Consider the following 21,183-nt stretch of genomic DNA (forward strand, 5'->3'; position numbering starts at 1 on the left):
AAAGTAAGTCGCCCGCCGGGGCGAGACCCGGCCCCGGGAAAAAACAGCACCCTCAGGCCGCCAGCCTGGCCAACTTGCGCTCACTCATCCGCTTCGCAACCCGCGGCAACACCAGCACAGCCACAATGACAACCACCAGCGTGATCGACATCGGCCGCTGGAAGAACACCACGGCACTGCCCTCCCCGATGGACATCGCATTGCGCAGCTGCGCTTCGGCCAGCGGCCCGAGGATCATGCCCACCACCACGGGAGCGGTCGGAAAGTCGAAGCGCCGCATCGCCACGCCGAGCAGGCCGATGCCGTAGAGCAGGAACAGGTCGAATGCGCTCTGGCGCATGCCGTAGGCACCCACCGTCGCAAAGATCAGGATGCCGGCGTAGAGCTGCGGCTTGGGAATCTTCAGCAGCTTGACCCACAGGCCCACCATCGGCAGGTTCAGCACCAGCAGCATCACGTTGCCGATGTAGAGCGAGGCGATCAGCGCCCACACCAGCGCGGCCGAGGTGGTGAACAGCTGCGGCCCCGGCTGAATGCCGTAGTTCTGGAACGCGCCCAGCAAGATGGCGGTGGTGTTCGACGTGGGAATGCCGAGCGTGAGCAGCGGGATCAGCGCCGCGGTCACCGTGGCGTTGTTGGCGGCTTCGGGGCCGGCCACGCCTTCGATGGCGCCGGTGGTGCCGAACTCGGCCTTGGCGTCGGCATCCTTGGCCAGCTTCTTTTCCGTCGCATAGCTCAGGAAGGTCGGAATCTCGGTGCCGCCCGCGGGAATGCAGCCGAACGGCGTGCCGATGGCGGTGCCGCGCAGCCATGCCGGAATCGAGCGCTTCCAGTCGCGCTTGCTCATGTGCACGCGGGTCAGCTTGTTCTGGGCCTCGACCACCTTGCCCTCGTAGAGCACGGCGTACAGCACTTCGGCCACCGCGAACAGGCCCACGGCCACCAGCACAATCTCGATGCCGTCGAGCAGTTCGGGAATGCCGCCGGTGTAGCGGCCCTGGCCCGAGATCTGGTCGAGGCCGACGCAGCCGGCCGCCAGGCCGATGAACAGCGCCGTCATGCCGCGCAGCGTGCTCTTGCCGAGCACCGCGCTCACGGTGGTGAAGGCCAGCAGCATCAGCAGGAAGTACTCGGGCGGCCCGAGCTTCACGGCGAACTCGGCCACGAACGGCGCGAACAGCGTGACGATCACGGTGGCGATGGTGCCGGCCACGAAGGAGCCGATGGCGGCGGTGGCCAGCGCTGCGCCCGCCCTGCCGCTCTTGGCCATCTTGTTGCCTTCCATCGCCGTCACCATGCTGGCGGTTTCGCCGGGCGTGTTGAGCAGGATGGACGTGGTCGAGCCGCCGTACATGGCGCCGTAGTAGATGCCCGAGAAGAAGATCATCGAGGCCGTGATGTCGACCTTGCCGGTGATCGGCAGCAGCATGGCCACCGCCACGGCCGGGCCGATGCCCGGCAGCACGCCGACGGCCGTGCCCAGGGCGCAGCCCACCAGGCACCAGAGAAGATTGACGGGGGTGATCGCCGCGGCGAAACCCATCATGAGTGCGTTGAAAATGTCCATGTCAGATCCAGCCGGTGGTCGTGAGGCCCGGCAGGTTGATGGCCAGGAACTTGGTGAACATCCAGAACACGGGCGCCGAGATGAGCGCGCCGGTCACAAGGTCGATGGCCCAGGTGCGCGGCTGGTTGGCCGAGGGATGGCCGCTCGCGCGGCGCAGGCCCTGCACCGCCAGCACGTAGCACAGCGTGCAGCTCAGGATGAAGCCCAGCATGGTGATCAGCGCCGCGTTGAGCAGCAGGCCGGCCGACACCCAGACGAAGCCCGGCCAGTAGGCATGCTCCGCGCCCGAGGGTGCGTCGAGCTCGCGAAAGCCGCCGGTGCGCGCTTCCCAGAGAATCCAGGCGCCGCACAGCGTGAGCACGCCCGACACCAGCCAGGGCAGGAAGTTGGGCCCGACGCCGCCGTAGCCGGCCTCGGAAGAAATGCCGATGGCGCCGAAAGCCAGCGCCAAGCCGGTCAGCAGCACGCCGGCCCCGACCAATGTTTGCGGCCACGTGGCCGCAGCTTGCGGCGAGACCGAGGATTCTGGAGTTGTCATTTTTTGCTCCCGCAGTCAGGGAAAGGAACGGGGACTCGCTGAAAGCCCCCACTACTCGAAAGAGCCCCCATCCCCTGCCAGGAACACCGAGGAACCGGCTCCGCCGGGCCTCTGGTGTTGCCCCCGGTAGGGGGTTGGCGTAGCGACACGAAGTGCGCGAAGACTGGGGGCGAGCGAAATCAGATCATCCCGGACTTGGCCATGATCGCGCGCAGGCTCGCGAAGTCGTCGTCGACGAACTTGGCAAAGGCGTCGCCCGACAGCACGGCCGGCGTCCAGTCGTTCTTCTTGAGCGATTCGGCCCACGACGGGCTCTTGAGCGCGGCCAGCACCATGTCGGTCAGCGCCTTGCGCTGCTCGGCACTGATGCCGGGAGCGCCGTACACGCCGCGCCAGTTGCCGATCTCCACGTCGATGCCCTGCTCCTTGAGCGTGGGCACGTTGATGCCCGGCAGGCGCTGGGCCGAGGTGACCGCAATGGGCTTCATCTTGCCGGCGGCGATGTACTCGGCGAACTCGCTGTAGCCGCTGCCGCCGACGGTGACGTTGCCACCCAGGATGGCGGCCGTGGCTTCGCCGCCGCCGCGGAAGGCCACGTAGTTGATCTTGGACGGATCGGCGCCGACCTTCTGCGCGATCATGGCCGCGGCAATGTGCTCGGTGGAACCGCGCGAACCGCCGCCCCACTTGACGCTGCCCGGGTCCTTCTTGAGCTGCTCGACCACGTCCTTCATGGTCTTGAAGGGCGAATTGGCCGGCAGCACGAACACGTTGTATTCGGTGGTCAGGCGCGCAATTGGCGTGGCCTGCGAGAGGTTGACCGGCGGCTTGCCGGTGATGATGCCGCCGAGCATGACGGAGCCCATGACCATGAGCGCGTTCGGATCGCCCTTGGAGCCGTTCACGAACTGGGCCAGGCCCAGCGCGCCGGCGGCGCCGCCCTTGTTGTCGTAGGTGACCGTGTCGGCCTGCTTGGATTCGGTCATTGCCTTGCCCAGCGCGCGGCCCGTGGTATCCCAGCCGCCGCCCGGGTTGGCTGGAATCATCATCTTGACGTTGGCTGCGGCGCGTGCCGACAACGGCAGGGCTCCGGCGGCGGCCAGCGCGGCCAATGACTTCAAAAAGGTGTCGCGACGCATCGTTGTCTCCTGAGAACTAAAGAAAACCTGACTTGGACCTGAGCCGCTATCATGCGCCGCCCTGCTGTCAGTTGGCTGTCCACCGGACTGGGGAAAACACCGAAGTACCATTCCCCCACCACACCCCATGAAGCTGCTGCTGGTCGAAGACGATCCCTCGATGCAGGTCACCCTGCAGCGCGCCCTCGCCCGCAGCAGGATCGACGTGCGCATCTGCGGCGACGGCGCCCTGGCCGTCGAGCAATGGCGCGCCCTGGAGCCCGACGTGGTGGCGCTCGACCTGAGCCTGCCCAACCTCGACGGCCTGCAGGTGCTGGCCCAGGCGCGCGCCGCGGGGCTGCGCACGCCGGTGCTGCTGCTCACGGCCCGCGGCACGGTCGGCGACCGCATCATGGGCCTGAACGCCGGCGCCGACGACTACCTGCCCAAGCCCTTCGATCTCGACGAACTGGAAGCACGCATCCGCGCACTGCGCCGGCGCCACCAGAACGCCGGTGCCGACGCGGTCCTGAACCCGCAGGAGGTGGGCGGGCTGCGCTTCGACCCCGAAAGCGGCGCCATCTACCACCGCGCCGGCATCCTGGAGCTCACGCCGCGCGAGCTGGCGCTGCTCAAGGCGCTGATGATGAAGCCCGGCCACGCGGTGAGCAAGGAGCGGCTCTTCGAACTCGTGTTCCCGGGTGAGACCGACGTGCAGTACGAGGCCATCGAGGTGGTGGTGTATCGCCTGCGCAAGAAGCTCGCGGGCACCGGCGCGGCGCTGATGACGCTGCGCGGACTGGGCTACCTGCTGCGCGCCGAGCCATGAAGAGGGCCTTGTCGCTGCGCGCGAGGCTGCTGCTGGGCATTCTCGCGCCGGTGGCGCTGTTCATCGTGATCAACAGCGTGAGCCTGTACCGCCAGAGCCTGGCCGCTGCCACCACGGCCTACGACCGCACGCTGCTCGCGTCGGCCAAGACCATCGGCGAGCAGCTCGACGTGGAAGGCTACGACGAGAACGCGCGGCTGCGCGCCATCGTGCCCTATTCGGCGCTCGAGGCCTTCGAGGCCGACAACCGCAGCCGCCTTTTCTACCGCGTCTCCGCGCTCGACGGCGAGATGGTCTCGGGCTTTGCCGAGTTGCCGTTCTGGCGCGGCCGCATCCCCGACCGCGGGGCCTATGCGGCACTGGTCGACTTCTACGACGCGCGCTTTCGCGAGCAGCCGGTGCGCATGGCGGTGTTGCTGCAGCCCGTGGCCAGCGGCCGCGGCCGCGGCATGGCCGTGGTGCAGGTGGCCGAAACCCTGGAGCTGCGCGAAACGCTGGTGCGCAAGCTGCTGGTCGACATGCTGTGGCGCCAGCTGCTGCTGATGGGCGTGATCGCGCTGGTGACCGTGCTGGTGGTGCAGCGCGCCACGCGGCCGGTGCGCGAGCTCGGCGAAGCCATCGAGAAGCGCGCGGCCGACGACTTTTCCCCGATCGACGCGCCCGACGCGCCGCGCGAACTGCGCCCGCTGGTCGATGCCACCACCGAGGTCATGGGCCGGCTGCAGCGACTGCTCGACCACCAGAAGCGCTTCGTGCGCGACAGTGCCCATCAGCTGCGCACGCCGCTCGCGGTGCTCAAGGCGCAGGTGCAATCGGCGCGGCGCGGCGACGTGCCGCCCGAGCAGGCGCTGGGCGAGATCAGCCAGACCGTGGAGCGCGCCACCACGCTCGCCAACCAGATGCTGTCGCTCGCCAAGGTCGAGCAGCTGCGCCAGCGGCCGGAATCGATGCCGCTGGAGCTTGGCGAGGTGGTGCGCCAGATTGCGCTCGACCTGTCGCCGCTGATCGCCGACAAGGCGCTGGACTTCGAACTGGCCATCGACGGGCCCGTGACGGTGCGCGCGCACCAATGGATGCTGCAGGAGCTCACGCGCAACCTGCTGCACAACGCCATCAAGCAGAGCCCGCGCGGCGGCGCCCTTTCGGTGATGGTGCGCTCGGACGGCCCGGAAGCCGTGCTGACGGTGCGCGACCAGGGGCCCGGCATTGCGGCCGAACTGCGCCAGCGCCTGTTCGCGCCGTTTTCCGCCGGCGACACCGCCAGCGGCTCGGGGCTGGGCCTGGCCATCTGCCGCGAGATCGTGCTCGCGCTCGGCGGGCGCATCAGCCTCGACAACCGCAACGCGCAGGAAAATTCCGCACAGGTGATCGGCCTCGATGCTGTCGTGCGGCTGCCTCTCTTCCACCACAATGCCTGAACCTATGGATCGCCTGCGCATCGACAAATGGCTCTGGGCCGCCCGCTTCTTCAAGACGCGCTCGCTGGCCGCGGACGAAATCGGCAAGAACCGGGTGCAGGTCAACGGCGACATCGCCAAGGCCTCGCGCGAGGTCAAGCCCGGCGACACGGTGGCCATCCGCCTGGGCGCCGTGACGCGAACCGTCACGGTGCGCGGCCTGAGCGGCCAGCGCGGGCCCGCGCCGGTGGCGCAGCAGCTCTACGAAGAAACGCCCGAGAGCATTGCGGCGCAGGCGGCCATCCGCGAGCAGCGCCGCATGGGCAGCGAACCGGCGCTGGCCATCGAGCAGGGCCGGCCCACCAAGCGCGACCGGCGCGAGCTCGACGGCGCCGCGCGGCATGCCGAATGGGACAGCCGCTGGAGCGCTTCCATCGACCCGGACGAGAGCGAACGCTGACCCGGCGCTGATCGCGTACGCTGCGTGCTTTTGCACGGAGTCCGGATTCATGGCCAGCTTCAAGAAGTACCGCGTCGACAGCAAGTTCAAACTTTCGCAGGTGGACCCCGGCGAATCTCCGTTCCTGGACGGCAACGAAGCCGACCAGCTCGCCGAGATCGACGCCCTGGCCATCGAGCTCGACGAAATGCAGAACCTGCTGCACGCCGAGGGCCGCCGCAAGGTCCTGCTGGTGCTGCAGGGCATGGACACCAGCGGCAAGGACGGCACCGTCCGCTGGGTCTTCTCGCGCACTTCGCCGCTGGGCGTGCGCGTCACCGCCTTCAAGGCGCCCAGCGACGACGAGCGCGCGCACGACTATCTCTGGCGCTGCCATGCGGTGGTGCCGCGCAGCGGCGAGATCGCGGTATGGAACCGCAGCCACTATGAAGACGTATTGGTGCCCGTGGTCGAAGGCTGGATCGACAAGGCCGAGACCCAGCGGCGCTATGCGCAGATCAACGATTTCGAGCGCCTGCTCGTCGAGACCGGCACGGTGATCGTCAAGTGCATGCTGCACATCGACAAGGACACGCAGCGCGAACGCCTGCAGGCGCGCATCGACACGCCCGGCAAGCAGTGGAAGTTCAATGTGGGCGACCTCGAGGTGCGCACCAAGTGGAGCGCCTACCAGCAGGCCTATGACAAGGCGCTGCGTGCCACCTCGACCGAGCACGCGCCCTGGTACGTGATACCGGCCAACAACAAGCGGCACCGCAACCTGATGATCGCGCGGCTCCTGATGAAGATCCTGCGGCAGATGAAGCTCAAGGCACCGCCCGCCGACCCCGCCCTCAAGGGCATGCTCATCAAGTGACGAGCGGCGCCCGCGCCGTCAGGAGGAGCGCCGGACGGCCGACTGGCCCAGCACGCGGCACTTGCCGAATTCGCAGCGCACGGCCCAGGCCGTGCCGTTCGAGCACGGCACGCTGTACGACTCGTAGCCCGGGCCCTTGGCCGTGAGCTCGGCGCGCGGCTGGATGCTGCACTGCCCGGCCTTGGCAAGCACTTCGGCGTTGTAGGTGTCGACGCCGGTCCGGCGCGGCGCCATCACCACTTCCGGATTGAAGGCATGGCCGTAGAAGGTGTCGCGCACGTTCGGGTCGAGATTGCGATAGCCACGCTTGGCCATGCAGTGCACCACGGCGATCTGCTGGTGCTCGGCGATCAGCTCCGCGCTGGGCCGGTAGGACATGTCGATCACCGCGGCCGAAATGCCGGTGTACGAGGCCGCGGCCACGATGCCCTGCCCGTGCACCGTGATCAGGCCCAGGCCCAGTGCGAGCCACATGGCGTCGCCGGTCTCGCTGCGCGCGGTGATCCGCATTGCCGCCGTGCGGCAATCGGCCACGTCGCTGTCGTAGCGGGCCCGGTCCACGCCTTCCATGGCGACCATGGGCACGTACGACAGCCCGGTTCCGGTGCCGGGTTGCGTCGGTGTGGGCGGCGTGCTGACGCACCCTGCCAACGCAACAACGGCGCACACGATGCTCAGCAGCAGCTTCATGGAGATCCCTCGTCCTCTTTCGCGATAGTTCGGGCGATTTAACCATACAGATGGTTACTTTTGAGCCTGATTTGTCGCGAAGTTGCGACGAACGCGTTGCTGAGTGCTTTTGGCTGACAGCAAAAGAGCGACCCTGCCGTCAGGACCGCGTGGCCGTGCGGCGCTTGCCGGCCGGTGCGGGGCGAAGCGACTCGAAGGCCTCGGGCAGCGACAGCACGCGGCCGCAGTTCACCGCCTGGTAGCCCGGCAGCCGGTTCACGGCGCTCTGGTAGGCCTGGCTCTGCAGGATGTCCAGCATCCGCCGCACGATGGGCGCGGCGAGCGAGCGCTCCTCGCACAGCAGGAAGTAGCGCTCCACCTGGTTGGAGATGAAGTCCAGCTTGAACTGGCGCGCCGGCGTTTCCACGCCGTAGCCCGCGTCGGCCATGCCGCTGGCCACGAAGGCCGCCACGGCCGCATGCGTGAACTCGCATTGCTCGTAGCCCTTGATGGCCTCGGGCGCGATGCCCTGCTCGCGCAGCTGCAGGTCGAACAGGTAGCGCGTGCCCGAACCCGCCTGCCGGTTGATGAAGCGGACATCGGAACGCGCCAGGTCGGCCAGCGTGTAGATCTTCTTCGGGTTGCCGGGCGCCACCATCAGGCCCTGGTGCCGCGTCGCCATGCCGATGACCTTCTGCGTATCGGCATTGAGCCAGGGCCCGTAGTGCGAGACGGCTTCGGCCTCGAACGCGCCCAGCGGCACGTGGAAGCCCGCGACGTCGCAGCTGCCGTGATGCAGCGAGGCCACGGCTTCCTCGCTGCCGCAGTAGCGCAGGTCGCCCGGCACCTGCGCCGCGGCCAGGAAGCCGTGCAGCGCCTCGATCGCGAAGCCGTGGCTCGCGTGGATGCGCAGCAGCGTGGGCGCGGTGGGAATCAGCTTCTCGATTTCCGCGCCCAGCTCGGAGGCCAGCGAATCCAGCAGCGGCGACAGCCGCGCGGTGATGCGGCGGTCGGCCCACACCAGCTTTTCGCCAAGCGGCGTGAGGCTGGAACCCTTGCCGCGCCGCATGGCCACCAGCGGCTGGCCGAACATGGCTTCGCCCTGTCGGATCAGCTCCCAGGCATGGCGGTAGGACACGCCGGACGCGGTACAGGCGCTCGACAGGCTGCCGTGCTCCAGCACCTGCACCAGCAGCTCGATCACCCGCGGCGCCAGGGCCGCGCCGTCGGTCTGGCGGATGGTCCATTGCGGCCTGATGTGCACTTCATGCATGAGTTTCGGCTTTCCAAAGCATATTTATTGGGCTGAACGCTTCATATTGTGGCATTCGACACCTCTCCATAGACTCGCGCCACCACGAGTACTGCAGCTCCAACTTTAGGAGATTCAAGGCATATGAACAATCTGGGCATCGCGGCATCCATCGCCGCCGCGCACAAGGACACGCCGGGCGGGCTGCTTCCTGCGCTCCACGGCATCCAGGACGCGCTGGGGCATGTTCCGCCCGACGCGGTCCCGCTCATCGCCGAGCAGTTCAACCTGTCGCGCGCCGAGGTGCATGGCGTGGTCAGCTACTACCACCACTTCCGCTCGGCCCCGGCGGGCCGGCTGCTGGTGCAGGTCTGCCGCGCCGAGGCCTGCAAGGCGATGGGCGCGGACGCGCTGCTCGCGCATGCCGAGCAACGCCTGGGCTGCGGCGTGCACGGCACCTCGGCCGACGGCCAGTGCTCGCTGGAGCCGGTGTTCTGCCTCGGCCTGTGCGCCTCGTCGCCCGCCATCGCGGTGAACGGCGAGGTGCATGCGCGCATCACGCCGGCGCTGTTCGACGACATCGCCCGGGAAGCACGGAGCGCCTCATGACCACCACCATCATCTATGTCCCGCGCGACTCCGCGGCGCTGGCTGTCGGCGCCGACCGGGTGGCGCGGCAGATCGAAGCACAGGCCCGTGCGCGCAACGCCGACGTGCGCATCGTGCGCAACGGCTCGCGCGGCCTGTTCTGGCTGGAGCCGCTGGTCGAGGTGGCCACGCCGCAGGGCCGCGTGGCCTACGGCCCCGTCACGGGCGCCGACGTTGCAGGCCTGTTCGACGCCGGCTTTCTTTCCGGCGGCGCCCATGCGCTGAACCTGGGCCTGACCGAAGAGATTCCGTACCTGAAGAAGCAGGAGCGCCTGACCTTCGCGCGCATGGGCGTGACCGACCCGGTGTCCGTGGCCGACTACGAGGCGCACGAAGGCTTTGCCGGACTGCGCCGCGCGCTGGCGCTCGCACCGGCCGAGATCGTGCAGCAGGTGCTCGACTCCGGACTGCGCGGCCGCGGCGGCGCCGCATTCCCGGCCGGCATCAAATGGAAGACCGTGCTGGCCGCGGAGGCGCCGCAGAAATACATCGTCTGCAATGCCGACGAAGGCGACTCGGGCACCTTCTCGGACCGCATGACGATGGAAGGCGATCCGCTGATGCTGGTGGAAGGCATGGCCATCGCGGGCATTGCAACGGGCGCGACCGAAGGCTACATCTACGTTCGCTCGGAATACCCGCATGCCATTGCCACGCTGAACGAGGCAATCCGCCATGCGGAGCAGGCGGGCTTCCTGGGCGACGACATCCTGGGCTCGGGCCACGCCTTCCGACTGACCGTGCGCAAGGCCGCGGGCGCCTACGTGTGCGGCGAGGAAACCGCGCTGCTCGAAAGCTTGGAAGGCCGCCGCGGCATCGTGCGCGCCAAGCCGCCGCTGCCGGCGCTGCAGGGCCTGTTCGGCCAGCCCACCGTCATCAACAACGTGATCACGCTGGCGTCGGTGCCCCTCATCCTGGCGCGCGGCGCGGACTTCTACAAGAACTACGGCATGGGCCGCTCGCGCGGCACGCTGCCGTTCCAGCTGGCCGGCAACATCCGGCATGGCGGCCTGGTCGAGAAGGCCTTCGGCCTGAGCCTGCGCGAACTGCTCTACGACTTCGGCGGCGGCAGCGCGAGCGGCCGGCCGATCAAGGCGGTGCAGGTGGGCGGTCCGCTGGGCGCCTACGTGCCCGAATCGCAGTGGGACCTGCCGCTCGACTACGAGGCCTATGCGGCCGTGGGCGCGGTGGTCGGGCACGGCGGCATCGTGGTGCACGACGACACGGCCGACATGTCGCAGCTGGCCCGCTACGCGATGGAGTTCTGCGCGATCGAGTCCTGCGGCAAGTGCACGCCCTGCCGCATCGGCTCCACGCGCGGCGTGGAAGTGATCGACAAGATCACGAGCAACCAGAACCGGCCGCAGCAGGTCATCCTGCTGCGCGACCTGTGCGACACCATGCTGCACGGCTCGCTCTGCGCGATGGGTGGCATGACGCCCTACCCCGTGCTCTCGGCCATCAATCACTACCCGGAGGACTTCGGCATCGAAGCCCCCGACCGCGCCGCAGCCTGACCGAACAGAGAGGAGACACCCCATGCTGAACCCATCGCAAGACATCGACCACGGCACGCCGCGCCGCGAGTCCACCGAGGAAGTCACGCTCGAGATCGACGGCATGCCGGTGACGGTGGCCAAGGGCACCTCGCTGATGCGCGCCGCGGTCGACGCGGGCGTGCAGGTGCCCAAGCTGTGCGCGACCGACAGCCTGGAGCCCTTCGGCTCCTGCCGGCTCTGCCTGGTGGAGATCGACGGGCGCAAAGGCTATCCGGCCTCGTGCACCACGCCGGCCGAGGCCGGCATGAAGGTGCGCACGCAAAGCCCGAGGCTGCAGGAGCTGCGCAAGGGCGTGATGGAGCTCTACATCTCCGACCATCCGCTGGACTGCCTCACCTGCGCCGCCAACGGCGACTGCGAGCTGCAGGACATGGCCGGTGTCACGGGCCTGCGCAACGTGCGCTATGGCTACGACGGCGCCAACCACCTGAAGAGCGCCAAGGACGAGTCCAATCCCTACTTCACCTACGACCCGGCCAAGTGCATCGTCTGCAACCGCTGCGTGCGCGCCTGCGAAGAAACGCAGGGCACCTTCGCGCTCACCATCAGCGGCCGCGGCTTCGAGTCGCGCGTGTCGCCAGGCCAGGACCAGCCCTTCATGGAATCCGAATGCGTGAGCTGCGGCGCCTGCGTGCAGGCCTGCCCCACCGCCACGCTGCAGGAAAAATCGGTGATCTGGCTGGGCCAGGCCGAGCACAGCGCCATCACCACCTGCGCCTATTGCGGCGTGGGCTGCGGCTTCAAGGCCGAGATGAAGGGCAACGAAGTGGTCCGCATGGTGCCCTGGAAGGACGGCAAGGCCAACGAAGGCCACTCGTGCGTGAAGGGCCGCTTCGCCTGGGGCTACGCCACCCACAAGGACCGCGTTCTCAAGCCCATGATCCGCAGCAAGATCACCGACCCGTGGCGCGAGGTGAGCTGGGACGAAGCCGTCAGCTACGCCGCCAGCGAGTTCCGCCGCATCCAGGCCAAGTACGGCACCGATTCCATCGGCGGCCTGGTGTCCTCGCGCTGCACCAACGAAGAGGGCTACCTGGTGCAGAAGCTGGTGCGCGCGGCCTTCGGCAACAACAACGTCGACACCTGCGCGCGCGTGTGCCATTCGCCCACCGGCTACGGACTGAAGCAGACCATGGGCGAATCGGCCGGCACGCAGACCTTCAAGTCGGTCGAGAAGTCGGACGTGATCATGGTGATCGGCGCCAATCCGTCCGACGGCCACCCGGTGTTCGCGTCGCGCATGAAAAGGCGCCTGCGCGCCGGCGCCCGGCTGATCGTGATCGACCCGCGCACCATCGACCTGGTGAAGTCGCCGCACGTCAAGGCCGACCACCACCTCAAGCTCAGGCCCGGCACCAACGTGGCGGTCATCAGCGCCATGGCGCATGTGATCGTGACCGAAGGCCTGGTCGACGAGGCCTTCGTGGCCGAGCGCTGCGAGCCCAAGTCGTTCAACGAGTGGCGCGAATTCGTCGCGCGCCCGGCCAACTCGCCCGAGGCCATGGAAGCCGTGACCGGCGTACCGGCCGCCGAGCTGCGCGCCGCCGCGCGGCTCTTCGCCAAGGGCCACGACGGCAAGCGCAATGCCGCCATCTACTACGGCCTGGGCGTGACCGAGCACAGCCAGGGCTCGACCATGGTGATGGGCATCGCCAACCTGGCCATGGCCACCGGCAACGTGGGCCGCGAAGGCGTGGGCGTGAACCCGCTGCGCGGCCAGAACAACGTGCAGGGTTCCTGCGACATGGGCTCGTTCCCGCACGAGCTTCCGGGCTACCGCCATGTGTCTGACAGCACCGCGCGCGGCAGTTTCGAAGACGCGTGGGGCGTGGCGCTGCGGGCCGAGCCGGGGCTGCGCATTCCCAACATGTTCGATGCCGCCATCACCGGCAGCTTCAAGGGCCTGTACTGCGAAGGCGAGGACGTGGTCCAGTCGGACCCCAACACCCAGCACGTGGCCGAGGCGATGATGGCGATGGAATGCATCGTGGTGCAGGACCTGTTCCTGAACGAGACCGCCAAGTACGCGCACGTGTTCCTGCCGGGCGCGTCGTTCCTCGAAAAAGACGGCACCTTCACCAACGCCGAGCGCCGCATCTCGCGCGTCACCAAGGTCATGCCGCCCAAGGCCGGCTATGCCGACTGGGAGGTGACGCAGCTGCTCTCCAACGCGCTGGGCTACCCCATGAACTACGCGAGCGCCGAGGAGATCATGGACGAGATCGCCGCGCTCACGCCCACCTTCACGGGCGTGAGCTACGCCAAGCTCGCGAAGCTGGGCAGCGTGCAGTGGCCCTGCAACGAGGCTGCGCCGGAAGGCACGCCGACCATGCACATCGGCGAGTTCGTGCGCGGCAAGGGCAAGTTCATCATCACGCAGTACGTGCCGACCGACGAGAAGGTCACGCGCATGTACCCGCTGATCCTGACCACCGGGCGCATCCTCTCGCAGTACAACGTGGGCGCGCAGACGCGCCGCACCGAGAACAACCAGTGGCACAGCGAGGACCGGCTCGAAATCCATCCGGCCGACGCCGAGGACCGCGGCATTGCCGAGGGCGACTGGGTCGGCATCCGGAGCCGCGCGGGCGAAACCGTGCTGCGCGCCACCATCACCGAGCGCGTGCAGCCGGGCGTGGTCTACACCACCTTCCACTTCCCCGAATCGGGCGCCAACGTGATCACCACCGACAACTCCGACTGGGCCACCAACTGCCCCGAGTTCAAGGTGACCGCGGTGCAGGTGATGCCGGTGATGCAGCCTTCCGAATGGCAGCAGGAATACAGCCGGTTCAACGCGCTGCAGGAAGAACTGCTGAGCAAGCGCATCGAAGAAACGGCGGCCGCCAAGTGAACCTGTCCGACGTACCGCTGCGCCCCGGGAGCGCGGAACTTCTGCCCGTGCGCGGCGTGCGCGCGCTCCAGGCCTTCGACAACCGCGACTGGGTGGCCGTGGAGGTGCCGGTCGCGCTGGAGTTCAACGGCATTGCACACGCCGTGATGCTTGCAACGCCCACCGACCTGGCCGACTTCGCGCTGGGCTTTGCGCTCAGCGAGGGCATCCTGCTCGGGCGCAATGAACTCTACGGCGTCGAGGAAGCGTACGCGCCCGAGGGCATCACCCTCAAGCTCGACGTGGCAAGCGCGGCCTTCGCGCGGCTGAAGGCGCGCCGCCGCTCAATGGCCGGGCGCACAGGCTGCGGCCTCTGCGGCACGGAGAGCCTGGCGCATGTCACGCGTGCGCTGCCGCCGCTGCCCGAGGGCCCGGCGCTCTCGACCCGCGCTGTCGCGCGCGGCATGCGGGAGCTGGCATCGATGCAGGTGCTGCAGAAGGTCACCGGCGCCGTGCACGCGGCGGCCTGGTGCAGCGCCGAGGGCGAAGCCCTGCTGGTGCGCGAGGACGTCGGCCGCCACAACGCACTCGACAAGCTCGTCGGCGCGCTCGCAAGAAGCAGTGTGGCCGCCTCCACCGGCTTCATCGCGGTGACCAGCCGCGCGAGTTTCGAGATGGTGCAGAAAACCGTCGCCGCCGGCGTGCCGCTGCTGGCCGCCGTATCGGCCTCGACCTCGCTGGCCACGGCCATTGCAGAAGACGCGGGCCTGACGCTGGCGGGCTTCGTGCGCGGCGACGACCTGGTCATCTACACCCACCCGTGGCGGCTCAACGGCCTGCCCGCCAACGCCTGAGGTTTTCTGCAATGCACGTCGACCAGCTGATCCGCATGGTGAACCAGATGGGCAGCTTCTTCGAAGCCATGCCCGACCGCAGCGAAGCCCTGCATGACCTCGCGCTGCACCTCAAGCGCTTCTGGGAACCGCGCATGCGGCGCGAGCTGCTGGCGCACCTGGATGCCGGCGGACCGGGGGAACTGAACCCCGTGTCGGCCGAGGCGATCCGCATTCACCGGGCGCTGCTCGAATAGCAGCGCCGCACCGCGCCTACTGCAGTGCCGCCGGCTTGATCCGCGACGCCATGCCGGCGGTGCCAAAGGCCTGGAAGCGGTCGATGCAGACGTCGCGCGCCGCCGCGGTCGCCTCCTTCAGGAACTTGCGCGGATCGAATTCGCTGCGGTCCTGGCCCATCGCGCGGCGCATGGCGCCGGTCATCGCGAGCCGGATGTCGGTGTCGATGTTGACCTTGCGCACGCCATGGCGGATGCCCTCCTGGATCTCCTCCACCGGCACGCCGTAGGTTTCCTTGATGTCGCCGCCAAAGTCGCGGATCACGGCCAGCCATTCCTGCGGCACCGACGAGGAGCCGTGCATCACGAGGTGCGTCTTCGGAATGCGCGCATGGATCTCCTTGATGCGGTCGATCGCAAGGATGTCGCCGGTCGGCTTGCGGCTGAACTTGTAGGCGCCATGCGAGGTGCCGATGGCAATGGCCAGCGCATCCACGCCGGTGCGCGAGACGAAGTCGGCCGCCTGCTGCGGATCGGTCAACAGCTGGTCGTGCGTCAGCACGCCCTCGGCACCGCTGCCGTCTTCCTCGCCCGCCATGCCCGACTCGAGCGAGCCGAGGCAGCCCAGCTCGCCCTCGACCGAGACGCCGACCGCATGCGCCATCTCCACCACGCGGCTCGTCACGCCCACGTTGTAGTCGTAGCTCGCAGGCGTTTTCGCGTCTTCCATCAGCGAGCCGTCCATCATCACGCTGGTGAAGCCCGAGCGGATGGCCTGCATGCACATCGACGGGCTTGCGCCATGGTCTTGGTGCATCACGATCGGGATCTCGGGGTACATTTCGGCGGCGGCCTCGACCATCTTGCGCAGGAAGGCTTCGCCCGCGTACTTGCGCGCACCGGCCGAGGCCTGCAGGATGACGGGGCTGTCGGTCTTGCGCGCGGCCTGCATGATGGCCTGGATCTGCTCCAGGTTGTTGACGTTGAACGCCGGCACGCCGTATTGGTGCTCGGCGGCGTGGTCCAGCAATTGGCGCAGCGAAATCATGGCCATGGGAAGCTCCTGTGGATGTGAAAAATCGGTGATGGGGGCGTCAATGCCGCCGGTCCTGGAGCGCTTTGACGGCCGGCAGGCTCTTGCCTTCGAGGAATTCGAGGAAGGCGCCGCCCGCCGTCGAGACGTAGTCGATGCACTCCTCCACCTCGAACTGGTTGATGGCGGCCACGGTGTCGCCGCCGCCCGCGAGCGAGAACGCATCCATGCGCGCGATCGCGTGGGCCAGCGTGCGCGTGCCGTGCGAGAACTGCTCGATCTCGAACACGCCGAGCGGGCCGTTCCAGACGATGGTCTTGCACTGGCCGAGCATCGCGACGAGCCGCGCCACCGACTCCGGGCCGAAGTCCAGGATCATGTCGTCGGGCGCCACGTCGGCCACGGCCTTCACGGTCGCGCGCGCCGTCGGCGAGAACTCGGTGGCCGTGACCACGTCGGTCGGCATGAAAAGCTGCGCACCGCGCGCCGCGAGCGCCGCGGCCACGGCACGCGCGGTGTCCACCATCTCGGGCTCGCACAGCGACCGGCCGATCGGATGGCCCGCCGCGAGCAGGAAGGTGTTGGCCATGCCGCCGCCCACCACCAGCCACTCGACCTGCGCGGCGAGCGATTCGAGGATCGACAGCTTGGTCGACACCTTGGCGCCGCCGACGATCGCGGCCAGCGGCCGCGCGGGGTTCGCTAGCGCACGGCCGAGCGCATGGAGTTCCGACGCCATCAGAGGACCGGCGCAGGCAATGGGCGCGAGCCGGGCCAGCGCCTCGGTGGTGGCCTCGGCGCGGTGCGCGGTGCCGAAGGCATCGTTCACGTACACGTCGCACAGGGCCGCCATGCGCCGCGCCAGGGCTTCGGCATTGGCCTTCTCGCCGACGTTCGCGCGGCAGTTCTCGAGCAGCGCCACCTCGCCGGGTGCCACGTCGAAGGGGCGGTCGATCCAGTCGGCCACCAGCGCCACCGGCGCGCCCAGCAGCTCGCCGAGCCGCTTCGCCACCGGCGCCAGCGATTCGCCGGGTGCAAGCCGGCCTTCCTTCGGGCGGCCCAGGTGCGAGGCGACCATCACGCGCGCCCCTTGCGACAGCGCATGGCGGATGCCGCCCAGGCTGGCGCGGATGCGCGTGTCGTCGCTGATGCGCCCCGAGGCATCGAGCGGCACGTTGAGGTCGCAGCGGATGAACACGCGCTGTCCGCGCAGGTCGACCTGATCGAGCGTGTTGAAGCTCATGCGGCCTCTTTCACGTTGGCCAGCGCGGCGTTCGCGAGCAGGCGGCGGGCGCGCTCGGCCACCACTTCGGCCGTGAGGCCGAACAGCTTGAAGAGCTCGCCGGCCGGCGCCGATTCGCCGAAGCGGTCGAGCCCGACCACGTCGCCGTATTCGCCGACGAACTTCCACCACAGGCCCGTGCTGCCGGCCTCCACCGCCACGCGCGGCAGGTGGCGCGGAACGACCGCGTGGCGCCATTCGGCATCCTGGCGTTCGAACACGTCCATGCACGGCACGGACACCACGCGCGCCTCGATGCCCTCCTGCGCCAGCAGGGCCGCCGCGGCCAGCGCCACGCCCACTTCGGAGCCGCTTGCCAGCAGCGCCACGCACTCGGCCTCCGGGCGGCGCAGCACATAGGCGCCGCGCGCGATCGACTCGATGCGCTCATCGCCGTCGCCGGCATGCGGCAGCGCCTGGCGCGTCAGCAGCAGGCAGCTCGGCCCATCGACGCGGCGCAGCGCCTGGCGCCAGGCCACGGCCGTCTCGGTGGCATCGGCCGGGCGCCAGACATCGACATCGGGAATCAGCCGCAGGCTCGAGGCATGCTCCACCGGCTGGTGCGTCGGGCCGTCCTCGCCGAGCCCGATGGAGTCGTGCGTGAAGACGTAGATCACCGGCAGCTTCATCAGCGCCGACATGCGCACGCCGTTGCGCGCGTAGTCGGAAAAAGTCAGGAAGGTGCCGCCGAAGGGACGGAAGCCGCCGTGCAGCGCGAGCCCGTTCATGATGGCCGCCATGCCGAACTCGCGCACGCCGTAGTGCACGTGGTTGCCGGTGCCGGTACCCTTGAGCGCGCGGTGACCCTTCCAGTCGGTGAGGTTCGAACCCGTGAGGTCGGCCGAGCCGCCGATCAGCTCCGGCATCGCGGGGCCGACCTCGTCGAGCACCTGCTGCGAGGCCTTGCGCGTGGCGACCGAGGCCTTGCGCTGCTCCGCGCCCGACGCGGCCGAAGCCAGTGCCGCCTCGGCCTTCGCAGTGAGCGGCGCATCGGTGCGGTGGCGCCGCAGCAGCTCGCGTGCGAGCGCCGGATGTTCCTGTGCGTAAGCGGCAAAGCGCTCCTGCCAAGCCTTGTGCAGCGCGGCGCCCGATTCGCGCGCCGACCAGGCCTCTGCAGTATCCGCCGGCACCTCGAAGGGCGCGGCGCTCCAGCCGAGCGCCTGACGCGTCAGCGCGATCTCGGCCTCGCCCAATGCCTCGCCGTGCGCCTTGGCGGTGCCCGCGCGGTTCGGCGATCCCTGGCCGATGCGCGTCTTGCAGCACACCAGCACCGGCCGGTCCGAAGCCGTGGCTTGCGCGATGGCTGCGTCGAGCGCCGCGGCGTCATGGCCGTCGACGTCGCGCAGCACGGTCCAGCCATAGGCTTCGAAGCGGCCCGGCGTGTCGTCGTTGAACCAGCCGCCGACCTCGCCGTCGATCGAGATGCCGTTGTCGTCGTAGAACGCCACCAGCTTTTTCAGGCGCCAGGTGCCCGCGAGCGAGCAGGCCTCGTGGCTGATGCCTTCCATCAGGCAGCCATCGCCCAGGAACACATAGGTGCGGTGGTCGATCACCTCGTGGCCGGGGCGGTTGAATTCCTCGGCCAGCAGCTTCTCGGCCAGCGCCATGCCCACCGCATTGCTGATGCCCTGCCCCAGCGGCCCGGTGGTGGTCTCCACGCCGGGCGTAACGCCGACCTCGGGGTGGCCCGGCGTGCGCGAATGCAGCTGGCGGAAGCGCCGCAGCTCCTCCATCGGCAGCGCATAGCCGCTCAGGTGCAGCAGCGCATACAGCAGCATCGAGCCATGGCCGTTGGACACGACGAAGCGGTCGCGGTTCATCCAGCGCGGATCGGCCGGGTCGTGCCGCAGGCGGTGCCGCCACAGCGCCTCGGCGATGTCGGCCATGCCCATCGGCATGCCCGGGTGGCCCGAGTTGGCGGCTTGCACCGCGTCCATGGCCAGCGCGCGGATGGCGTTGGCGCACTGCGTGCGCAAGGCGAGGTTGTCGATCGTCATGCGAGGTTCCGGTTGGTTCGTTGTGCGTGAGGGGTTCGTTCTGCCGCGGCGCGCGCGCTAGATCGCGTAGGACTTCTTGCGCCGCTCCATGAGGCGCAGGATCATCGGCGTGAAGATCAGCTGCATCGCGAGCTCCATCTTTCCGCCCGGCACCACCAGCGTGTTGGCGCGCGACATGAAGGAGTCGTGCAGCATGCTCAGCAGGTACGGAAAGTCGAAGCCCGTCGGGTTGGCGAAGCGGATCACCACCAGGCTCTCGTCCGGGCTCGGGATGGTGCGCGCAATGAACGGGTCGGAAGTGTCGACCACCGGCACGCGCTGGAAGTTGATGTGGGTGCGCGTGAACTGCGGGCAGATGTAGTGCACGTACTCGTTCATGCGGCGCAGGATCACGTCGGTCACGGCCTCGGTCGAATAGCCGCGCGTGTTCTTGTCGCGGTGCAGCTTCTGGATCCACTCGAGGTTGATCACCGGCACCACGCCGATCAGCAGGTCGACGTGGCGCGCAATGTCGACCTTCTCGGTGGTCACGCCGCCATGCAGGCCTTCATAGAAAAGCAGCTCGCTGTCGGGCAGCGTTTCCCACGGCGTGAAGGTGCCGGGTTCCTGCTTGTAGGGCGCCGCCTCCACCGCGTCGTGCAGGTACTTGCGGCTCTGGCCGACGCCCGCTTCGCCATAGTCGCGGAACAGCGCCTCGAGCTCGGCGAACAGGTTGGCGTCTTCGCCGAAGTGGCTGAAGTTGCGGTTGCCGGCGGCCTCGGCCTCGGCCATGGCCACCTTCATGGAATTGCGGTCGTAGCGGTGGAAGCTGTCGCCCTCCACAATGGCCGCCTTGACGCTCTCGCGGCGGAAGATGTTCTCGAAGGTCCGCGTGACGGACGTGGTGCCCGCGCCGGACGAGCCGGTGATGGCAACGATGGGATGTTTGGCTGACATGGTGGCCTCGGGGAGATGAAGAAATCGTGCGGAGCGGCAGGGCCTCGTGGTTCAGGCGGCAGTCGCAAAGAGACCGCGCTTGCCGAACAGCGGCGCCTGGTAGGTGTCCTGCGGCTCCTCGCTGTGGTAGGCCTCCACGCGCGCCACCTCGTCGGACGAACCGAAGACGAAGCCGATGCGCTGGTGGATCGACTCCGGCTCGACCGCCATCAGGCGCCGCCGGCCGGTGCTGGCCATGCCGCCGGCCTGCTCGATCAAAAACGAGATCGGGTTGGCCTCGTAGAGCAGCCGCAGGCGTCCGTCGCGGCCCGCTTCCTTGCTGTCGCGCGGGTACATGAAGACGCCGCCGCGCATCAGGATGCGGTGCGTCTCGGCCACCAGCGAGGCGATCCACCGCATGTTGAAGTCGATGCCGCGCGGGCCTTCCTTGCCGGCCAGGCATTCGTCGACGTAGCGCTTCACGGCCGGCTCCCAGAAGCGGCTGTTCGAGGCGTTGATCGCGAATTCGCTGGTCTGCCGCGGAATGCTCAGGTTCGGATGGCTCAGCACCCATTCGCCCAGTTGCGGATCGAGCGTGAAGGCGTGCGTGCCGTTGCCCAGCGTCAGCACCAGCATGGTCGAAGGGCCGTAGATCGCATAGCCGGCGCCAACCTGCTCGGTGCCGGGCTGCAAAAAGTCTTCAGGCTTCGCGTCGGCCTCGGGCGTGGGCGCGCGCAGGATCGAGAAGATGCTGCCCACCGCCACGTTGACATCGATGTTCGACGAGCCGTCGAGCGGATCGAACAGCAGCAGGTACTTGCCGCGCGGATACTGCTGCTGCGGCGGCAGGTAGGGCTCTTCCATCTCTTCCGAGACCATGCCCGCCACGTGGCCGCCCCACTCGTTGGCGCGCAGGAACATGTCGTTGCTCAGCACGTCGAGCGTCTTCTGTTCCTCGCCCTGCACGTTCTGCGTGCTCGCGCTGCCGAGCACGTCCCCCAGCGCGCCGAGCGCCACCTTGCGCGAGATCGCCTTGCAGGCAAGGGAGACGTCGGTGATGAGCGCGTTGAGCGCGCCCGTGGCACCGGGGTGGCGGCGGCGCTCCTCGATGATGTACTGGGTCAGCGTGGCCTTGCCTGCAATGGGCATGATCGTCTCCTG

General features: G+C 68.5%; 19 protein-coding genes. 9 read left to right on the forward strand and 10 right to left on the reverse strand.

Translation table 11 applies throughout. From position 1 onward, the window contains the following. Positions 1-52: 52 nt before the first annotated feature. The 3 genes from AC1DMS_RS04135 to AC1DMS_RS04145 form a co-directional block, all read right to left on the reverse strand. Positions 53-1,567: a tripartite tricarboxylate transporter permease gene (locus AC1DMS_RS04135; RefSeq protein WP_012748109.1), complete on the reverse strand. Its 1,515-nt coding sequence runs from the start codon at positions 1,565-1,567 to the stop codon at positions 53-55. A gap of 1 nt (position 1,568) precedes the next feature. Then, positions 1,569-2,105, reverse strand: coding sequence for a tripartite tricarboxylate transporter TctB family protein (locus AC1DMS_RS04140; protein WP_012748110.1), 537 nt, complete (start codon positions 2,103-2,105; stop codon positions 1,569-1,571). Between the two features lie 179 nt (positions 2,106-2,284). Further along, positions 2,285-3,244, reverse strand: coding sequence for a Bug family tripartite tricarboxylate transporter substrate binding protein (locus tag AC1DMS_RS04145; RefSeq protein ID WP_012748111.1), 960 nt, complete (start codon positions 3,242-3,244; stop codon positions 2,285-2,287). 127 nt (positions 3,245-3,371) lie between these two features. Here AC1DMS_RS04145 and AC1DMS_RS04150 point away from each other — a divergent pair, with 127 nt between their 5' ends. Genes AC1DMS_RS04150 through AC1DMS_RS04165 form a run of 4 tightly spaced genes read left to right on the forward strand, consistent with a single transcriptional unit; the run spans position 3,372 to position 6,765 of the window. After that, positions 3,372-4,052, forward strand: coding sequence for a response regulator transcription factor (locus AC1DMS_RS04150; protein WP_012748112.1), 681 nt, complete (start codon positions 3,372-3,374; stop codon positions 4,050-4,052). Further along, positions 4,049-5,470 carry a sensor histidine kinase gene (locus AC1DMS_RS04155; protein WP_478079986.1) on the forward strand — a complete coding sequence of 474 codons (1,422 nt, stop codon included), beginning with the start codon at positions 4,049-4,051 and terminating at the stop codon, positions 5,468-5,470. The genes AC1DMS_RS04150 and AC1DMS_RS04155 overlap by 4 nt, the downstream gene beginning before the upstream one ends. Before the next feature lie 4 nt (positions 5,471-5,474). Then, positions 5,475-5,909 (forward strand): RNA-binding S4 domain-containing protein, encoded by a 435-nt coding sequence (locus AC1DMS_RS04160; protein WP_278876355.1) that lies wholly within the window; start codon positions 5,475-5,477, stop codon positions 5,907-5,909. Positions 5,910-5,958: 49 nt separating this feature from the next. Further along, the gene (locus AC1DMS_RS04165) at positions 5,959-6,765 is read left to right on the forward strand and encodes a PPK2 family polyphosphate kinase (RefSeq protein ID WP_012748114.1); all 807 of its coding nucleotides are present in this window, start codon (positions 5,959-5,961) and stop codon (positions 6,763-6,765) included. Between the two features lie 18 nt (positions 6,766-6,783). Here AC1DMS_RS04165 and AC1DMS_RS04170 read toward each other — a convergent pair whose 3' ends face one another. Both AC1DMS_RS04170 and AC1DMS_RS04175 read right to left on the reverse strand, forming a co-directional pair. Then, positions 6,784-7,455 carry a hypothetical protein gene (locus tag AC1DMS_RS04170; RefSeq protein WP_436300134.1) on the reverse strand — a complete coding sequence of 224 codons (672 nt, stop codon included), beginning with the start codon at positions 7,453-7,455 and terminating at the stop codon, positions 6,784-6,786. Between the two features lie 139 nt (positions 7,456-7,594). Further along, entirely contained in the window at positions 7,595-8,707 is a 1,113-nt protein-coding gene (locus AC1DMS_RS04175; RefSeq protein WP_478079987.1) for a substrate-binding domain-containing protein, read from the reverse strand. 123 nt (positions 8,708-8,830) lie between these two features. Here AC1DMS_RS04175 and AC1DMS_RS04180 point away from each other — a divergent pair, with 123 nt between their 5' ends. Genes AC1DMS_RS04180 through AC1DMS_RS04200 form a run of 5 tightly spaced genes read left to right on the forward strand, consistent with a single transcriptional unit; the run spans position 8,831 to position 14,816 of the window. Next, the gene (locus AC1DMS_RS04180) at positions 8,831-9,295 is read left to right on the forward strand and encodes a formate dehydrogenase subunit gamma (RefSeq protein ID WP_307592631.1); all 465 of its coding nucleotides are present in this window, start codon (positions 8,831-8,833) and stop codon (positions 9,293-9,295) included. Further along, positions 9,292-10,851: a formate dehydrogenase beta subunit gene (locus AC1DMS_RS04185; RefSeq protein ID WP_478083334.1), complete on the forward strand. Its 1,560-nt coding sequence runs from the start codon at positions 9,292-9,294 to the stop codon at positions 10,849-10,851. Before AC1DMS_RS04180 ends, AC1DMS_RS04185 begins: the two co-directional genes overlap by 4 nt. Positions 10,852-10,873: 22 nt before the next feature. Next, complete coding sequence (gene fdhF, locus AC1DMS_RS04190) at positions 10,874-13,747, forward strand: formate dehydrogenase subunit alpha (RefSeq protein ID WP_478079990.1); 2,874 nt, start codon at positions 10,874-10,876, stop codon at positions 13,745-13,747. Further along, a complete protein-coding gene (gene fdhD, locus AC1DMS_RS04195) occupies positions 13,744-14,580 on the forward strand; it encodes a formate dehydrogenase accessory sulfurtransferase FdhD (protein ID WP_436300137.1) in 837 nt (278 codons plus the stop codon). Before fdhF ends, fdhD begins: the two co-directional genes overlap by 4 nt. An 11-nt stretch (positions 14,581-14,591) precedes the next feature. Further along, complete coding sequence (locus tag AC1DMS_RS04200) at positions 14,592-14,816, forward strand: formate dehydrogenase subunit delta (RefSeq protein ID WP_307592623.1); 225 nt, start codon at positions 14,592-14,594, stop codon at positions 14,814-14,816. A 16-nt stretch (positions 14,817-14,832) separates the two neighbouring features. Here AC1DMS_RS04200 and fba read toward each other — a convergent pair whose 3' ends face one another. From fba to AC1DMS_RS04225, 5 genes are read right to left on the reverse strand one after another with little or no spacing between them, the layout of a single operon-like run. Continuing rightward, the gene (fba, locus tag AC1DMS_RS04205; protein WP_012748122.1) at positions 14,833-15,849 is read right to left on the reverse strand and encodes a class II fructose-bisphosphate aldolase; all 1,017 of its coding nucleotides are present in this window, start codon (positions 15,847-15,849) and stop codon (positions 14,833-14,835) included. A gap of 40 nt (positions 15,850-15,889) precedes the next feature. Further along, positions 15,890-17,071, reverse strand: a complete 1,182-nt coding sequence (locus tag AC1DMS_RS04210; protein ID WP_012748123.1) for a phosphoglycerate kinase — start codon at positions 17,069-17,071, stop codon at positions 15,890-15,892. After that, positions 17,068-19,107, reverse strand: coding sequence for a transketolase (gene tkt / locus AC1DMS_RS04215; RefSeq protein WP_478079992.1), 2,040 nt, complete (start codon positions 19,105-19,107; stop codon positions 17,068-17,070). The genes AC1DMS_RS04210 and tkt overlap by 4 nt, the downstream gene beginning before the upstream one ends. A 57-nt stretch (positions 19,108-19,164) precedes the next feature. Beyond that, the gene (locus AC1DMS_RS04220) at positions 19,165-20,043 is read right to left on the reverse strand and encodes a phosphoribulokinase (RefSeq protein WP_012748125.1); all 879 of its coding nucleotides are present in this window, start codon (positions 20,041-20,043) and stop codon (positions 19,165-19,167) included. A 51-nt stretch (positions 20,044-20,094) separates the two neighbouring features. Further along, positions 20,095-21,171: a class 1 fructose-bisphosphatase gene (locus tag AC1DMS_RS04225; protein ID WP_012748126.1), complete on the reverse strand. Its 1,077-nt coding sequence runs from the start codon at positions 21,169-21,171 to the stop codon at positions 20,095-20,097. Positions 21,172-21,183 lie beyond the last annotated feature (12 nt).

It is taken from the genome of Variovorax sp. 05T418, assembly GCF_056396385.1.

Bases quoted from the DNA above. Each gene is read 5' to 3' on its own strand.
- AC1DMS_RS04135 (WP_012748109.1), bottom strand. From the start codon at position 1,567: ATGGACATTTTCAACGCACTCATGATGGGTTTCGCCGCGGCGATCACC.
- AC1DMS_RS04140 (WP_012748110.1), bottom strand. From the start codon at position 2,105: ATGACAACTCCAGAATCCTCGGTCTCGCCGCAAGCTGCGGCCACGTGG.
- AC1DMS_RS04145 (WP_012748111.1), bottom strand. From the start codon at position 3,244: ATGCGTCGCGACACCTTTTTGAAGTCATTGGCCGCGCTGGCCGCCGCC.
- AC1DMS_RS04150 (WP_012748112.1), top strand. From the start codon at position 3,372: ATGAAGCTGCTGCTGGTCGAAGACGATCCCTCGATGCAGGTCACCCTG.
- AC1DMS_RS04155 (WP_478079986.1), top strand. From the start codon at position 4,049: ATGAAGAGGGCCTTGTCGCTGCGCGCGAGGCTGCTGCTGGGCATTCTC.
- AC1DMS_RS04160 (WP_278876355.1), top strand. From the start codon at position 5,475: ATGGATCGCCTGCGCATCGACAAATGGCTCTGGGCCGCCCGCTTCTTC.
- AC1DMS_RS04165 (WP_012748114.1), top strand. From the start codon at position 5,959: ATGGCCAGCTTCAAGAAGTACCGCGTCGACAGCAAGTTCAAACTTTCG.
- AC1DMS_RS04170 (WP_436300134.1), bottom strand. From the start codon at position 7,455: ATGAAGCTGCTGCTGAGCATCGTGTGCGCCGTTGTTGCGTTGGCAGGG.
- AC1DMS_RS04175 (WP_478079987.1), bottom strand. From the start codon at position 8,707: ATGCATGAAGTGCACATCAGGCCGCAATGGACCATCCGCCAGACCGAC.
- AC1DMS_RS04180 (WP_307592631.1), top strand. From the start codon at position 8,831: ATGAACAATCTGGGCATCGCGGCATCCATCGCCGCCGCGCACAAGGAC.
- AC1DMS_RS04185 (WP_478083334.1), top strand. From the start codon at position 9,292: ATGACCACCACCATCATCTATGTCCCGCGCGACTCCGCGGCGCTGGCT.
- fdhF (WP_478079990.1), top strand. From the start codon at position 10,874: ATGCTGAACCCATCGCAAGACATCGACCACGGCACGCCGCGCCGCGAG.
- AC1DMS_RS04200 (WP_307592623.1), top strand. From the start codon at position 14,592: ATGCACGTCGACCAGCTGATCCGCATGGTGAACCAGATGGGCAGCTTC.
- fba (WP_012748122.1), bottom strand. From the start codon at position 15,849: ATGGCCATGATTTCGCTGCGCCAATTGCTGGACCACGCCGCCGAGCAC.
- AC1DMS_RS04210 (WP_012748123.1), bottom strand. From the start codon at position 17,071: ATGAGCTTCAACACGCTCGATCAGGTCGACCTGCGCGGACAGCGCGTG.
- tkt (WP_478079992.1), bottom strand. From the start codon at position 19,107: ATGACGATCGACAACCTCGCCTTGCGCACGCAGTGCGCCAACGCCATC.
- AC1DMS_RS04220 (WP_012748125.1), bottom strand. From the start codon at position 20,043: ATGTCAGCCAAACATCCCATCGTTGCCATCACCGGCTCGTCCGGCGCG.
- AC1DMS_RS04225 (WP_012748126.1), bottom strand. From the start codon at position 21,171: ATGCCCATTGCAGGCAAGGCCACGCTGACCCAGTACATCATCGAGGAG.